Source organism: Nonomuraea sp. NPDC050643 (genome assembly GCF_040654715.1).
In the GTDB taxonomy this organism is placed as follows: Bacteria; Actinomycetota; Actinomycetes; order Streptosporangiales; family Streptosporangiaceae; genus Nonomuraea.
This window is the reverse complement of record NZ_JBFAIM010000040.1, coordinates 103,796-118,056: the sequence shown is the minus strand read 5'-3', so window position 1 is coordinate 118,056 and position 14,261 is coordinate 103,796. Positions and strand designations below refer to the sequence as shown.

The 14,261-nt window shown below is 70.8% G+C and carries 14 protein-coding genes and 1 pseudogene; 5 read left to right on the top strand and 10 right to left on the bottom strand.

The annotated features are described in order from the left end of the window. Positions 1 to 148: 148 nt before the first annotated feature. From AB0I15_RS40275 to AB0I15_RS40265, 3 genes and pseudogenes are all read left to right on the top strand, one after another. A pseudogene (locus AB0I15_RS40275) lies at positions 149 to 247 on the top strand (SDR family oxidoreductase); the annotation flags it as partial. A 219-nt stretch (positions 248 to 466) separates the two neighbouring features. Further along, a complete protein-coding gene (locus AB0I15_RS40270) occupies positions 467 to 862 on the top strand; it encodes a hypothetical protein (RefSeq protein WP_358108091.1) in 396 nt (131 codons plus the stop codon). A gap of 198 nt (positions 863 to 1,060) precedes the next feature. Continuing rightward, a complete protein-coding gene (locus tag AB0I15_RS40265; RefSeq protein WP_358108085.1) occupies positions 1,061 to 1,483 on the top strand; it encodes a serine hydrolase domain-containing protein in 423 nt (140 codons plus the stop codon). A 139-nt stretch (positions 1,484 to 1,622) separates the two neighbouring features. Here the strand turns inward: AB0I15_RS40265 and AB0I15_RS40260 are convergent, their stop codons facing one another. From AB0I15_RS40260 to AB0I15_RS40215, 10 genes are all read right to left on the bottom strand, one after another. After that, a complete protein-coding gene (locus tag AB0I15_RS40260) occupies positions 1,623 to 3,155 on the bottom strand; it encodes a pectate lyase (RefSeq protein WP_358108081.1) in 1,533 nt (510 codons plus the stop codon). A 163-nt stretch (positions 3,156 to 3,318) separates the two neighbouring features. After that, positions 3,319 to 4,245 (bottom strand): RNA polymerase sigma factor SigJ, encoded by a 927-nt coding sequence (gene sigJ, locus AB0I15_RS40255; protein WP_358108077.1) that lies wholly within the window; start codon positions 4,243 to 4,245, stop codon positions 3,319 to 3,321. A 133-nt stretch (positions 4,246 to 4,378) separates the two neighbouring features. After that, a complete protein-coding gene (locus tag AB0I15_RS40250) occupies positions 4,379 to 5,122 on the bottom strand; it encodes an SDR family NAD(P)-dependent oxidoreductase (protein WP_358108074.1) in 744 nt (247 codons plus the stop codon). Between the two features lie 129 nt (positions 5,123 to 5,251). Continuing rightward, positions 5,252 to 5,560, bottom strand: coding sequence for a MiAMP1 family antimicrobial peptide (locus AB0I15_RS40245; protein WP_358108071.1), 309 nt, complete (start codon positions 5,558 to 5,560; stop codon positions 5,252 to 5,254). A gap of 77 nt (positions 5,561 to 5,637) precedes the next feature. Continuing rightward, on the bottom strand, positions 5,638 to 6,225 hold the full coding sequence (locus AB0I15_RS40240; protein ID WP_358108068.1) for a dihydrofolate reductase family protein: 588 nt from the start codon (positions 6,223 to 6,225) through the stop codon (positions 5,638 to 5,640). Positions 6,226 to 6,424: 199 nt separating this feature from the next. After that, entirely contained in the window at positions 6,425 to 7,216 is a 792-nt protein-coding gene (locus AB0I15_RS40235; protein ID WP_358108064.1) for an MBL fold metallo-hydrolase, read from the bottom strand. Between the two features lie 19 nt (positions 7,217 to 7,235). Next, a complete protein-coding gene (locus tag AB0I15_RS40230) occupies positions 7,236 to 8,030 on the bottom strand; it encodes an alpha/beta hydrolase (RefSeq protein ID WP_358108061.1) in 795 nt (264 codons plus the stop codon). A 55-nt stretch (positions 8,031 to 8,085) separates the two neighbouring features. Then, entirely contained in the window at positions 8,086 to 8,907 is an 822-nt protein-coding gene (locus AB0I15_RS40225; RefSeq protein ID WP_358108058.1) for an alpha/beta hydrolase, read from the bottom strand. Positions 8,908 to 8,991: 84 nt separating this feature from the next. Further along, complete coding sequence (locus AB0I15_RS40220; protein ID WP_358108055.1) at positions 8,992 to 10,290, bottom strand: MFS transporter; 1,299 nt, start codon at positions 10,288 to 10,290, stop codon at positions 8,992 to 8,994. Continuing rightward, complete coding sequence (locus AB0I15_RS40215; protein WP_358108052.1) at positions 10,287 to 11,207, bottom strand: alpha/beta hydrolase; 921 nt, start codon at positions 11,205 to 11,207, stop codon at positions 10,287 to 10,289. The genes AB0I15_RS40220 and AB0I15_RS40215 overlap by 4 nt, the downstream gene beginning before the upstream one ends. Positions 11,208 to 11,331: 124 nt before the next feature. Between AB0I15_RS40215 and AB0I15_RS40210 the strand changes: the two genes are divergently transcribed. Continuing rightward, entirely contained in the window at positions 11,332 to 14,058 is a 2,727-nt protein-coding gene (locus AB0I15_RS40210; RefSeq protein ID WP_358108049.1) for an AAA family ATPase, read from the top strand. Next, positions 14,058 to 14,255, top strand: coding sequence for a hypothetical protein (locus AB0I15_RS40205; protein WP_358108047.1), 198 nt, complete (start codon positions 14,058 to 14,060; stop codon positions 14,253 to 14,255). Before AB0I15_RS40210 ends, AB0I15_RS40205 begins: the two co-directional genes overlap by 1 nt. Positions 14,256 to 14,261 lie beyond the last annotated feature (6 nt).

The following is a 14,261-nucleotide window of genomic DNA, read 5'->3' as shown; positions in this document are numbered from 1 at the left end:
CACCCACCATGATCAGGCGTCACCACCTACCCGAACACCGCCAAACAAACTCAGACAAGGGGCATGACCTGCGATTTCAGGATGGAATTAGCCCATTCGGGACCCGATGGCCTGCAGGTGGCACATCATGCCGCCGGGCACGGCCAATGCCCTTGAGCGTGCCGGCCCGCCGGCGGACATCGCGTCGGCGATCGCCTTCCTGGCTTCCGACGGTGCCCGTTACGTCACCGGCGAGGTGCTGGACGTGGGCCTCGGATCTGAGCTGCTGACACAGCCCACCCACCCCATGCACTGCCGTGTCAGGGCGGCAACGGCCTGGTATCAGGGCGGTCGGCGAAGCTCAGCGCATGAACGGTTCAGCGATCGCGGTCACGAGGCCGGGTGCGACCCGGCCGGCGCGATCAAGAACTCCGAGCAGCACCTGGACGGCCTTCCGCCGTTCCATCACGTGAACAGGAGCAATACCATGTCGATCATCCTTACCGACCAGGACAAGCTCACCCTGCGTACCGCCGCGTGGGGTGCCGTCTCGCTGATGTCGGCCGCCGGTGCCGCCGGGTCGGCGCACAAGGTCGCCACGCACGGCTCCATCGCCTTGACCTCCGCCACCGGCCCGGTCGGGCACGTGCTCACCAAGGCGCCCAAGGGCGTCAAGTACGGCAAGACCGTCGCCGAACTCGCCGACCAGGTCCTGCCCGCCCTGACGGCGTCCATGACCCTGCTCAGGCAGCAGGACCCGGCCGAGGCCGACAACTTCCGCAGCACGGTTATCGTCGCCATCGACGCCGCCACCCACACCCAGTCCAGCCCGACCCTGGCCGACATGGCCCGCAAGATCAACGAAGCCCTCGACGCCGCCTGATGAATGCCGACCTGTGCGGCTACCGCTGCCACGAGGGCCGGCTTCCCGCCTCACGGCGCTCGCGAGATCGAACACTGTAGGCAAGGAGAGTCATGATGGGGCACAGCGACAGCGGCTTCTCCGGGACGGGGCTGCGCAGGCTGCGCGGGGCTGGCCGTCGCGCTGCTGGCAGGGACGGCCACCCCCGCGATGGGCAGTGTGACAGCGGGGAGGGGCGCAGCCGGGCAGGAGCGTACGGAGCTGCGGAAGGCCATGGAGGCGTTCGTCGATGCCGGCTTCACCGGGGTGCAGCTACGCGTGCACGACGAGCGAGGCGAGTGGGCCGGCAGTGCGGGGGTGCGCGAGCTGGGCCAGAGCGGTAAGCCGCCGACGAACGGGCGGTTCTGGGCGGGCAGCAACATCAAGACCTTCACCGCGACCCTGGTGCTGCAACTGGTGGCCGAGGGCACGATCGGGCTGGACGATCCGGTGGCCGGTCACCTGCCCGAGTTCGGCCTGGACCGGCGGATCACCGTACGGATGCTGTTGCAGCACACCAGCGGCCTGTTCAACTACACCTTCCAGAAGCTGGTGGACGGGCTCGTCAAGGAGGTGGTCTGCGACGGCCAGGCGGCGGGCTGACGGGTCGAGCTCAGGGGGTGATGGTGGCCGTGCCGCGTCCATGCGGGCCAGGGCGGCCGGGGTCGGCAGGCGTCCGATGTCGGTCTTCGGGTCGCTGTACGCGGCGCCCTGGGCCAGCGTGGATGGTGGGGTTTGTTCGCTATGCGGCGTAGGTCTCGAACTCGGTGACCTTTGGGGTGCCGGTCGAGCCGGTGATCCTGAAGGTGATCTTGCTCAGCGAGGTCGAGGTGAAGGTGATGGTGCCCGCCCCGCTCCCGGACTTCAGGACCGCGCCGGTGCCGGCGTTGACGAGTTGCCAGGAGCCGATGCTGCCCGTCGAGTCGGACGCCTCGCGGATGACGACCCTGGAGACCGTCGTGGCGGAGCTCCACTTGATCGAGATGTCGCCGGTCGAGCCGGCCGGGGACCAGTAGGTGCTCACGTCGCCGTCGCGTACGTTGCCATAGCTCGTCCCGTCGGCCTTGCTGGAGCCGTCGGAGCCGGCTCCGGTGCTGAGGTTGGGTCCGCCGGGCGAAGGGGTCGGCGTCGGAGTAGGGGTGGGCGTGGGGCTGACGGTCGGTGTCTGGGGTGTGCAACTTCCGTTCGACACCTGCAGTCCCTTGTTGGCGCCGGCCGTCTGCCGGACGATGGCCGGTACGCAGCTCGCCCCGTCGAGGCTATAGGAGTACGGGATGCTGACGGTGGTGTTGGACTGCGGGTTGGGTCCGGCGGGGGCGTTGTCGCTGCCGGGCGCGGACCAGGTCACGTTGTCGAAGATGTTGCCGCCGACCTGCCAGTAGCCGGCCTCGCTGGTGTAGAAGGTGCCCAGGACGTCCTTGGAGTCCTTGAAGTGGTTGTTGTCCACCTTGGCGCGAGCTCCGGCCCGGGAGTTGATGCCGGACTCGTGGAGGTTCACGTAGGAGTTGTTGTAGATGTGGGCTATGCCGCCACGCAGCAGGGGCGTACGGGAGTCGATGTTCTCGTACAGGTTGTGGTGGAAGGTGATGAAACCATTTGAACGGTCGCTCTCGCTGGACCCGATGAGCCCGCCGCGGCCGGAGTTGCGCAGGACGCTGTAGGACAGGGTCACGTACTGGGTGTCGTCCTTCATGTCGAAGAGGCCGTCGAAGCCCTCCGACTCGCCGCCCGAGGCCTCAAGGGTGACGTGGTCGACCCAGACGTTGCGGACGCCGCTCTCCATGCCGATGGCGTCGCCGCCGTTGGAGGTGGGCGAGCCCGACTTCTTGACGTTACGGACGGTCACGTTCTGGATGATGATGTTGCGGGCCTCGCGGATGTGGATGCCGAGCTGGTCGAAGACGGCCCCGCTGCCGACCCCGATGATCGTGACGTTGCTGATCTGCTTGAGTTCGATCACGCCGGCGGCGGTGTTGCAGCTTGCGCCCGACACCTTGGTGGTGTTGCCGTGATTGATGGTCCCCTCGACCTCGATGGTGATCGGGGTGCTGCTGCTGGCCCGGCCGCACAGGGCCGCGTGGATCGCGGTCCCCGTCGAGGCTCTCACCGTCTGCCCGCCCGCGCCGCCGGTGGTCCCGCCGTTGCCGGTCGCGTAGCCGGTGGCGCTGCCGACCGCCGCCGACGCCTGGAGCATCGGCAGGGCCACACCGACCGCGACCGTGGTGGCCACTGCGGCCAGTGCCGCCTGGAGTCGCAACGCGACTGCTCGTCTCATCCTCGTCTCACCTTCTGCTGCGGACGACCTCCACCGAAGGAAAGCGCTTTCCGTGCGTCCGTGTCAACGAAGCCTGAAACGTTCATTTCGCCGCCCGGCGCGGACGAGGGAATCGCCGGCGCGGCCGGGCGCAGTGGGTTCGCTGCAAAGATCTCTGTGCAGGTCAACCAGCGTCACGCGTGGATCGTCGCTCCGGCAGGCGTCCCACGTCGGAGACCGGTCCTAGATGGCTGAGCTTGTCGGGGTTGGCTATGGAGTGGATCGCCTGGATCGCGCCGTCGGTGATGTCAAGTTCGACCACGCTGGCCACGCGCTCCTCGGCGTCGTACAGTACGGCGCCCGGTCGGCCGTTGACCCAGGCGGGGCGGAGGGAGACGCCGAACATCCGGGCCCGGCGCAGGCCGGTGACGAGCAACTGGGCGACGCGTCCTGGTTCGGCCGCCGGCTTTCCGAGCGCCCGTGCCTTGCCGCCGCCGTCACCGTGAAGGACCACGTCGGGGGCGAGCATGGCGAGCAGTGCGTCCATGTCGCCGCCCGCGGCGGCCTCGAAGAACCTGCGGGCCAGCTCCTCACCCTTCGCGCGCCGTGCCGGGGGTGGCGCGCTGTCGTGCCTCTGCCCCCCGGCGGCTATGCGTTGTCTGGCGCGGGTGAGGATCTGCCGGCAGTTCGCCTCGGTCTTGCCGGTGAGCCTCGCCACGTCGGCGTGGCCGTATCCGAACGCCTCCCGCAGCAGGAACACCGCCCGCTCCACCGGCGAAAGGGCCTCCAGCAGTACGAGAAACGCCATCGACAGCGAGTCGGCCAGCTCAGCGTGCTCGGCCGGGCCCGAACCGTCGGCGGGTACGACGACCGGTTCGGGCAGCCATTCCCCGACGTACGTCTCCCGTCGGACCCGCGCCGAACGCAGGTGGTCGATGCCCAGCCGCGTCACCGTCGTCGTCAGGTACGCCTTCAGGTCGGTGATCGTGGTTCCCGCCTGGCGCGCCCGGGTCACGCCGAGGAACGCGTCCTGCACGATGTCCTCGGCGTCGCCCACCGATCCGGTCATCCCGTACGCGATGGAGAACAGCAGCGGCCGGTACGAGGCCATGCCCGACTCATCTCCGCCGGTTCGCGTACCGCGGCTCATCTCCTTGGCCAGCCTTCTTGTCCGAGGGCACTTTCGTACGACGTCCAGCAGGGTAACCGACACGTCCGGGCGGTCGGTCACGCCCTACCTCGGGTCACCAGGCGACGGGGCCGAAGCGGTCGATGAAGATGCCGGTCGGTCCGTCGGCGTCGAGCAGGGCGAGTTCGAGGATCGAGTCGGTGCCCTCGGTGACCGTCATCTCGCCGGTGTGGTGGTTCATGTCGGTGGCGGCGAATCTGCGGTTGGCGACCTCCCCGGGAGTGGCGATGTTGAACTTGACGTCCGGGAGCGCCTGGGCGTAGCGGACGGTGATCATGTTCAGCGCCGCCTTCGACGAGCTGTAGGCGAGCTCGTGGAACTTCGAGAAGGGCTGCTCCGGATCGGTCACGACCGTGAAGGAGCTGCCGCCGCTGGACACCATCACGACCCGCGGATTGTCCGCCGCTCGTAGCAAGGGGAGGAACGCGTGCGTGACCCTGATCGGTCCGTACACGTTGGTGTCGTAGACGGAGTGAATCTCGTCGGCCGTCGCGTCCGCGGGCGCGATGCCCTTTCCTGGCGCGCCGGCGTTGTTGATCAGCACGTCCAGGCGGTCGGTGTGCTTGCGGACGAGTCGTACGGCGTCGCTCACCGACTCGTCCGAGGTCACGTCGAGCGGGACCAGGACCACGTTCGCGCCACCGTCGGTCAGCTTGTCGGCGGCTGCCCGGCCGCGGCCTTCGTCGCGCGAGCCGAGAAAGATCGTCCAGCCCAGTTCGCCGAGACGCCGGGCCGCCTCGAGGCCGAGCCCCTTGTTGCCTCCGGTGATCAGCACCGAGGTCTGTTCCGCGTTTGTCATGGCCTCTAAGACGACATGCCCCGATCGGCTGTGACAGGTTGTGAGCGAGCTCACAAACGGGAGTGACCGGCGACGCGCAGGCGTCCCCTGGAGGACGGTCGGCCCGGGCCCGGCCTCCAGGGGGCGGGGTCAGCACACGATGAAGATGCTCTTCCAGCCCACGGGGGTCCGCTGCTCGGCGCCACGGTTGGAGGGCAGCTCGAAGTGCATCACACCCTCGGCGTTGGGCTGGTTGTACATGCGCCCGCTCTGGCCGTCGCCGTACCACTTGTAGGAGCCGTGGAAGGGGATGTTGGACGTGCCGCACTTGCTGATGACGACGCTTCTGCCGGTGAAGCCCGCACCTTCGTAGGCGACGTACTGCGAGGCGTAGGCGGCTCCTGCGGTGCCCGCGATGATGGCGGCGGTGAACGCGGAGGTGAGGATGAATCTCTTCACGATCGGCCTTTCAAGATCTCGCCCGATAGCTACCGTGTGTAAGGCTAAGGCAACTCTCCGTGCTCGATCAAGTAAAATCAGCGGCGGACGCGGTAGCGGAGGTGGGTCGCCTCCGGCGTGTCGACGACCCGTACGATGTCCAGCTCGACGCGCGACGGCAGGACGTCGAACAACCGGCGGCCACCGCCGAACAGCACCGGCACCTGGTGGATCTGCAGCTCGTCCAGCACCCCGGCCTCCAGCGCCCGCCGGGCCGTGTACCCGCCCTGCACCAGCACGTCCCGCTCCCCGGCGGCGGCCTTGGCCTGGGCCATCGCGCTCTCGATGCCATCGGTCACATAGGTCACCAGCGGGTGGTTCGCGACCGACGGGCCGGGTGGCCGGTGGCTGGGCACGAAGATCGGCACGCCGCGGCCGTGGTGGTCGCCACCCCAGTGGTCGACCTGCTCCGCGGTCCGCCGCCCCACGACGACCGCGCCGGTCGCGTGGTATTCGTCGGTGAACCGCCCGGCCGCCCCGTCGGTCCGGTGCCGCTCCCCGTCGGGCGTCAGGCCCCATTCGTGCAGCCGGATGAAGCCGTCGCCACCGGGGTTGTCCGGCCCGTCGTTCGGCGCCGCGATGTACCCGTCGAGGGACATGGACATGTACAGCACCGATGAGGACATGAGCCTGCTCCTAAACCTTCGACGGCGCGGCTCTCAGGGCTCGCGCCTCCTGCTTCTTGCCTGATTAGGCACTTTGTCCCTCCTGGCGCGGGCATCGCAAGGGAAGTGGACCGGACATTCAGCGGACATCTGTGAGCCTTCAACGACCACTCCCGCTCCCGGCCGGGCTACCTGGCGCCGGCGTCCGTGGTCAGCACGGCTAGAGCCGCACCTGCTCCGCCGACCCGGGGGTCAGCCAGTGGAACAGGCCGCTGATCCGCTTCGGCGCCCGCAGCAGGTCCTGCTCGATGCCGTCGCGGCCCTGCCGGAAGTGCTGCCAGCCTTCGTAGTGCACCGGCAGGACGGTACGCGGGGCGGCGGCCTCGCACAGCCGTACGGCCTGGCTCGCGGTCATGGTGTAGCGCAGCGGCCCGGTGAGAGGGAAGCCGACGCCGCCCAGGTGCAGCAGGATCGTTCCCGGCCGGATCGCGGCGGCGGCCCGGCGCAGCGCGCGGTGGTAGACGGTGTCGCCGGTGATCCAGAGAGGGCCGTGTTCCTGGCCGGGCCAGGTGAGGGAGAAGCCGATGACCTCGCCCACGATCGGCCTGCTCAGCGGTGGGCCGTGCCGGCACGGGGTGGCGGTGACGTCGATGGGCGGGCGGCCGGGGGCTTCCAGGCGGGTGGCCTGCCCCGCGCGCAGGCCGCGAGCCGGCAGGGGCAGGGCGCGGGCGCCGGAGGAGGTCGTCACGATCGTGCCGGCCGACGGCAGCAGGGCGCGTCCCGCGTCGTCGAGGTTGTCGCCGTGGTGGACGTGGGAGAGCAGTACGGCGTCCACTCCCGCCACGTCCGCGGCGTCCACGGTGGGGCCGGCCAGTTTGCGGGAGGAGGTCCCCCAGCCGAAGGAGTAGGTCCGGCCGGGGGGATCGAAGGTCGGGTCGGTGAGCAGCCGCCAGCCGCCGAACTCGATGAGGACGGTGGGGCCGCCGACGTGGGTGAACCTGACCTTCGTCATGGGATTCCCTCCTACGGGGTCAGGAGTGCTTCAGTGCCCAGGTGAGGGCGTGGTCGGCGATCTCCTCCCAGCCCGTCTCGGCGGGCATCAGGTGGCAGCGGCCGGAGTATTCGACCACTTCGGTGACGGTCTTCGGCGACTTGTAGTGCGCGGCGTTGGAGCGCTGGATCTTCGGCGGCATCAGGTTGTCGTGCTCACCGGAGACGAACAGCAGCGGCTTGCGGTCGTCGTTGTGGTAGTTCACCCAGTTGTCGTCCTTGCCCGGGTGGATGTTGGCCAGAGCGCTGCCCCAGAAGATCTGGCCGGAGGCGGGGATGTGGTAGCGCTCGTAGGCGGCGCGGGCCTGGTCCTCGGGGAAGGTGTTGGTGAAGGCGTAACGCCACTGGTCGAAGGTGAGACCGACGGCCTTGTGCCGGTTGGCCGGGTTCTTCAGCACCGGGAACGTGGCCTTGATCTGCGACAGCGGGATGATCTTCACCCCCTCGGTGGGGGCGGAGTTGATCGCGACCCCGGCGGCGCCGTAGCCGTGGTCCAGCAGGATCTGGGTGAACACCCCGCCCGCGGAGTGGCCCATGATGATCGGCGGCGTCTCCAGCCCGCCGATCAGCGTCTCCAGCGACTCGATGATCTGCGGGACGGTCACCTGCTCGATCGGGGCCGGGTCGGTGTTGAGCGACTCCACCTCGGCCTCGAATCCGGGGTAGGCGGGGGCGAGGACCTTGAAGCCCTTGGCCTGGTAGTGGGTGACCCAGTGCTCCCAGCTCCGGGGTGTGACCCAGAAACCGTGAACCAGGACGATCGTGTCGGGTTTCATCGTGACTCCCTATCGGGTGACGTGGCCGGTGGACGGCGTTGCGGGACTCGGAAACTCAGGAGTTCAGGAAGGCGAGCAGGTCGTCGCCGAACTCGCGCTCGAAGGCGCCGGTCAGGCCGTGCGGGGCACCCTCGTAGATCTTCAGGGTGGCGTCCTTGACCAGCTTGGCGCTCTCCAGCGCGGAGGCGACGACGGGCACGATCTGGTCGTCGTCGCCGTGCGCGATCAGGGTGGGTACGTCGAAGCGCTTGAGGTCCTCGGTGAAGTCGGTCTCGGAGAAGGCCCGGATGCAGTCGAGCGCGCCCTTGACGCCGACCTGCATGCTCCACAGCCAGAAGGCGTCGATGACGCCCTGTGACACCTGCGCCCCCGGCCGGTTGTAGCCGTAGAAGGGGACGGCCAGGTCCTTGTAGAACTGCGAGCGGTCGGCCGCGACACCGTTGCGGATGGCGTCGAACGCCTCGATCGGCAGGCCGTGCGGGTTGGCCTCGGTCTTGAGCATCAGCGGCGGCACCGCGCCCAGCAGCACGGCCTTGGCCACGCGGGAGGTGCCGTGCCGCCCGATGTAGCGCGTGACCTCGCCGCCGCCGGTGGAGTGGCCGACCAGGACCGCCTCGCGCAGGTCGAGGGTGTCCAGCAGGGCGGCCAGGTCGTCGGCGTAGGTGTCCATCTCGTTGCCGTGCCACGGCTGGCCGGAGCGGCCGTGGCCGCGCCGGTCGTGGGCGATGGCGCGGAAGCCGTGCGAGGCGGCCAGGTTGAGCTGGCCGTCCCAGGCGTCGGCGTTCAGCGGCCAGCCGTGGCTGAACACGACCGGTTGTCCCGTTCCCCAGTCCTTGTAGAAGATCTGCGTGCCGTCGGAGGTGCTCAGAACAGGCATCTCAGGTCCTTCCGAATCGGGTGTCGAAGGGATGTGGGCGTCGTTGGGCTCGACGCTAGATGCGCGGCGCCCGGCGTCAATCGGTCAGATGACTGCACCGGTACGGACGGGCGGTTCGCGTACGGCCTCGGTGAGGTCGCGGTGGCGGGTTTCCGGGGCGAACAGGACGGCGGTGAAGGCGACCGCCGCGCAGACCATGAGCAGCAGGGCGATGGGCCAGGAGGCGCCGCCGGCGCCCGTCACCAGGGCGGCCGCCACGAGCGGGGCGGGGCCGCTGGTCAGCGCGGCCGTCCACTCGCGGGCGATGGCGACGCCGCTGTAGCGGTGGCGGGTGTCGAACAGCTCGGCGAGCAGCGAGGCCAGCGCGGTGAACATGCCGATGACGAGGATGCCGTACCCCAGCGTGACCGCGAGGATCACCAGCTCGGGGCGGCCGGTGTCGATCATCCAGAACATCGGGTACGCGAACACGAGGAGCAGGAGCGCGGCGCCGAGGAAGACGGGACGGCGGCCGACGCGGTCGGCCAGCAGCCCGAACAGCGGGGTGGCCACGATCGCCACCGCGGAGGAGAGCACGTTGGCGACCAGGCCCACCGTGGCCGGCAGGCCGAGCGTCCTGGTCACGTACGACAACACGAAGACGTTCAGGATGTACGCGATCGCGCCGAAGGGGGCGTTGGCCGCGAAGGCGATCAGCATGCTCCGCGGTTGCCTCCGGAGGACCTCCAGCGCCGGGAAACGGCTCAGGCCCCGCGCGCGCTCACGCTCGAAGATCTCCGACTCCGGCACCCGGAACCTCAGGAACAGTCCGACGCCCACGCCCACGAGGCTGAGCACGAACGGCAACCGCCAGCCCCACGTCTCGAACGACGGCAGCGCCGTCACCGCGGTGAAGACCAGCGTGGCGGTCAGGATGCCGACCTGGACGCCCGCGCCCGGAAGCGAGGCCCACAGCCCCCGCCGACGCGGGTCGCTGGTCTCGGCCACCATGACCAGGGCGCCCGCGTACTCGGCTCCGGCGCCGAAGCCCTGCAGCACGCGGAGCAGCACCAGCAGGACCGGCGCCGCCACGCCCACCTGACCGTAGGTGGGCAGCAGCCCGATGCCGGCCGTGGACAGCCCCATCAGCAGCAGCGTCACGACCAGTGTGGGCTTGCGCCCGACGCGGTCGCCCAGATGACCGAAGACGACACCGCCGATGGGACGGGCCAGGAATCCGACCGCGAACGCGGTGAAGGAGCCGAGGGTGCCCGCGACGGGACTGCCGGCCGGGAAGAACTGTTCGTCGAAGACGATGGCCGCGGCCAGCCCGAACAGGGCGTGGTCGTAGAACTCGACCGCGGTGCCGATGACGGCGGCCTTGGTCACCGGTCTGCCTGTCATGACTGCCTCCTGTCGCCAGGGCGGAGCACCCGTGCCAGAAAACGTCCGGCCTGATCGATCGCCGCCTGGGCGGCGTGGGTGCCGCGCAGGGCGTTGAGCGTGAGGAATCCGTGGATGACGCCCTGGTAGCGCACCCCGGTCACGGGTACGCCCGCCCGGCGCAGCGTGGCGGCGTAAGCCTCGCCCTCGTCCCGCAGCACGTCGGCCTCGGCGGTGATGACCAGGGCCGGTGGCAGCCCGGTCAGTTCGCGCGCCGTGGCCCGCAGCGGCGAGGCGGTGCTCTCGGCCCGCCGCGCCTGGTCCGGGACGTACTGGTCCCAGCACCAGCGCATGCCGTCGGCGCGCAGGAAGTAGCCCTCGGCGAACTCCCGGTAGGAGCCGGTGTCGAACGACGCGTCGGTGGCCGGGCACAGCAGCACCTGCGCGGCCAGGCGCCCCCGGGCGGTCAGGGCCAGCGCGGCGGCCAGGTTGCCGCCCACGACCGCGATCTTCGAGGGGTCCAGGCCGAAGGCGCCGCCGTGCGTACGCACCCAGTCCAGCGCCGCCTCGCCCTCACCGAGCGCGACGGGGTAGCGGGCCTCGGGCGAGAGGCTGTAGTCGACGAACACCGTCGCCGCCCTCGACTCGTGCGCCAGTTCGCGGGCCAGCCGCTCGTGGGCGTGCTGCCCGCCGAACACCCAGTCGTCGTGGAGGTAGAGCACCGCCGGCAGCGGGCCGTCGGCGTTCCCGGGGCGGAAGAGGGTGAGCCTCGTCCCGGCGATCGGCTGCCGGATGACGCCCGGCACGCGGATGTCCGGGTGCTGCACCTCGGCCAGCGCGAGGCGGCCCGCTTTCAGCGGCATGCCGTGCAGGTAGGGAGGGTTGGCGGTGGCATCGGCGAAGGCCTGGGCGGCCGGCTCCAGCGTGGGTTTGGTCATGAGCTGCTCCAGGGACTGATGCGATGCCGAGCCGATGCTAGGAAAGAGTCAAGGCGTCAGTCATGCGTCACATGACGTACATCTGCGACAATTCGATCATGGGGGCTCCGGCGGGAGGTGCCGCATGATCACGCTCTTCGGCCGTGAGCGTGAGATGGCGGAGCTGGAAGGGCTCGTGGACCGCATTCACGAGCGCGGTGACGCCCTTGTCGTACGCGGCGTGCCGGGCATCGGCAAGTCCGCCTTGCTGGCGGTCGCCACGGCACGGGCCGAGGCGCGCGAGGTGATGGTGTCCAGCGCGTCCGGGGTGCAGAGCGAGACGCACCTGCCCTTCGCCGGGCTCCACCAGTTGCTGCGGCCGATGCTGGGCGCCGCCGGCCAACTGCCCACCCGCCAGCGGGAGGCCCTGTTCGGCGCCTTCGGGATGGCCGAGGTCGCCGACCCCGAACCCTTCCTGGTCGCACTGGCCGTCCTCAACCTGCTGGGCGACGCGGCGGCCCAGCGGCCCCTGCTGATCGTGGTGGACGACGTCCAGTGGCTGGACCGGCCCACCACCGAGGTGCTGGGGTTCGTGGCCAGGCGCGTGCGCTCGGATCCGATCGTGCTGCTGATGGGCCTGCGCGACGGCTACCCCACCAGCCTGGACGGCAGCGACGTACCCGAGCTGAGGCTGGCCCGCCTGGACTCCGCCGCGGCGGAGGCGCTCCTCGACGCCCAGGCCGCCGAGCTCAGCGTCGGCATGCGCTGGCGCGTGCTGAGCGAGGCGGCCGGCAATCCGCTCGCCCTGGTCGAGTTGCCACTCGCGCTGACCTCCGGGACGGTCACGGCCGAGGCGGGGTTCCTGCCGCTCACCGCGCGCCTGGAGCGGGCCTTCGCCGTACGGCTGGCCGAACTCCCGCCCCCCACCAGAGGGCTGCTCCTCGTGGCCGCCGCCAACGACGGTCACGACCTGGCCGACACCCTCGCGGGCGGCGGCATGGTGACGGGCGTCGAGCCGACCGCCGAGACGCTGGCCCCGGCCGTGGACGCGGGGCTGGTGGAGCTGCACGAGCAGGCCCTGCGTTTCCGGCACCCCCTGGTCCGCTCGGCGATCTACCACAAGGCCGGCCGCACCGACCGCCTGGCCGCCCACGCCGCGCTGGCCCGGGTGCACGACCGCGACCCGGACCGCAGGGCCTGGCACCGCGCCGCGGCGATCGCCCATCGAGACGAGTCCGTCGCCGCCGAGCTGGAGGAGGTGGCCGCGCGGGCCCGGCAGCGCGGCGCGATCCCGGTGGCGGTGACCGCCCTGCGCCGGGCGGCGGAGGTCAGCGAGGAGGCCACGGCCGGTGCCCATCGCCTGCTGGCCGCGGCCGAGCTGGCCTTCGAGCTCGGCCGCGGCGACCAGGCCGCCGAGCTGCTCGCGCTGGCCGAGCCGTCCGTGCTCGGCGAGCAGCCGCAGGCCAGGGTCGTCCTGCTGAGCGAGGTGCTGGGGGAAGGGCGCGACGAGGGCTCCGCGCGGATCCGGCGGCTGGTCACCACCGCCGAAACGGTGGCTGCTGCGGGTGACCGCGAGCTCGCGCTCACCATCGTCCAGGCGGCGGCCATCCGCTGCTGGTGGAGTGACCCCGGCTGGGAGCAGCGCCGGCGCGTGATCACCCTGGCCGAGCGGCTCGCGGCCGGCGAGGACGACCCGGAGCTGCTGATGGCCCTGGCCACGGCGGGGGCGGTGGAACGCGGGGCGGACGTCATCGAGCGCCTGACCAAGATGCGCGACGCCCGGCGGGACGGTGCCGTGACCCGGCTGCTGGGCGTCGCGGCGAGCACGGTCGGCGCCTTCGACCTGGTCGGCGACTTCATGGACGCCTCGATCGCCGACCTGCGGGCCCAGGGCCGGCTGGGCCTGCTCACGCGGGCGCTCAGCACGCAGGTGTGGCGGCAGATCTTCTGCGGCGACTGGGCCGGGGCGCTGCTGGCCGCCGAGGAGGCCGCGCACCTGGCCCGGGAGACCGCCCAGCCCCGCCGGCAGGCCTCGGCCCTGGGGATGCTGGCGCTGCTGGCCGGGCTCCGCGGTGAGGAGGCACGCGGCCTGGCGCTGGCCGCCGAGGGCGAGCGGGTGCTCGGCGGCTTCGCCATCAGCTCGGTCGTGGCGGTGCTGCAGCATGCCAAGGGCGTGATCGCGCTGTGCGCCGGACGGCACGACGACGCGTTCGGGCACCTGTGGCGGCTGTTCGAGCCGGGTGACGCCGCCCACCACGTCATCTGGCGGCAATGGGTGATCAGCGAGCTGACCGAGGCCGCGGTGGCGGCGGGCCGGCAGGAGACGGCCAGGCGGGCGGTGGCGGAGCTGGAGCAGGTGGCCGCCCGGAGCCCGTCTCCGATCCTGCACCTGGGGCTCCGGCACGCGCGTGCGCTGCTGGCCGACGACGCCGACGCCGAGGCGCTCTACCACGACGCGCTGAGGGCCGACCTGTCGTCCTGGCCCACCGGGCGGGCGCGCCTGCTGCTCGCCCATGGCATGTGGCTGCGCCGTCGGCGGCGGATCCAGGAAGCGCGCGTGCCGCTGCGGGCGGCCCGCGACGCCTTCGACGTGCTCGGGCTGCTCGCCTGGGGGGAGAAGGCCCGCCAGGAACTGCGGGCCGCGGGGGAGGCCAGCGACCTGCGCGTCCCGCCGGCCGCCGAGCTGCTCACCTCGCAAGAGCTGCACATCGCCCGGCTGGCCGCCTCCGGGCTGTCCAACCGCGAGATCGGCCAGCAGCTCTACCTGTCGCACCGCACCGTCAGCACCCACCTGTACCGGGCGTTCCCCAAGCTCGGCATCACCTCGCGCGCCCAGCTACGCGACGCCCTGGCGGATACGTCACGCGACTGATGCCTCTGCCCGGCATGTTCCCCGGGAGCAGGCTGGGCCACGTGCTGGTCGCCCGTCCACTGCCCGGCGGAGCCGACGTGGCCGAGCGGGCCGGCGGCGAGGTCAAGGAGGTCCACGGCGCCTCACACGTGATGATGATGTCCCGCCCCGACACGGTCGTCCGGCAGATCCTCGCCGCCCACACCGCCACCCGCTGAGATCAC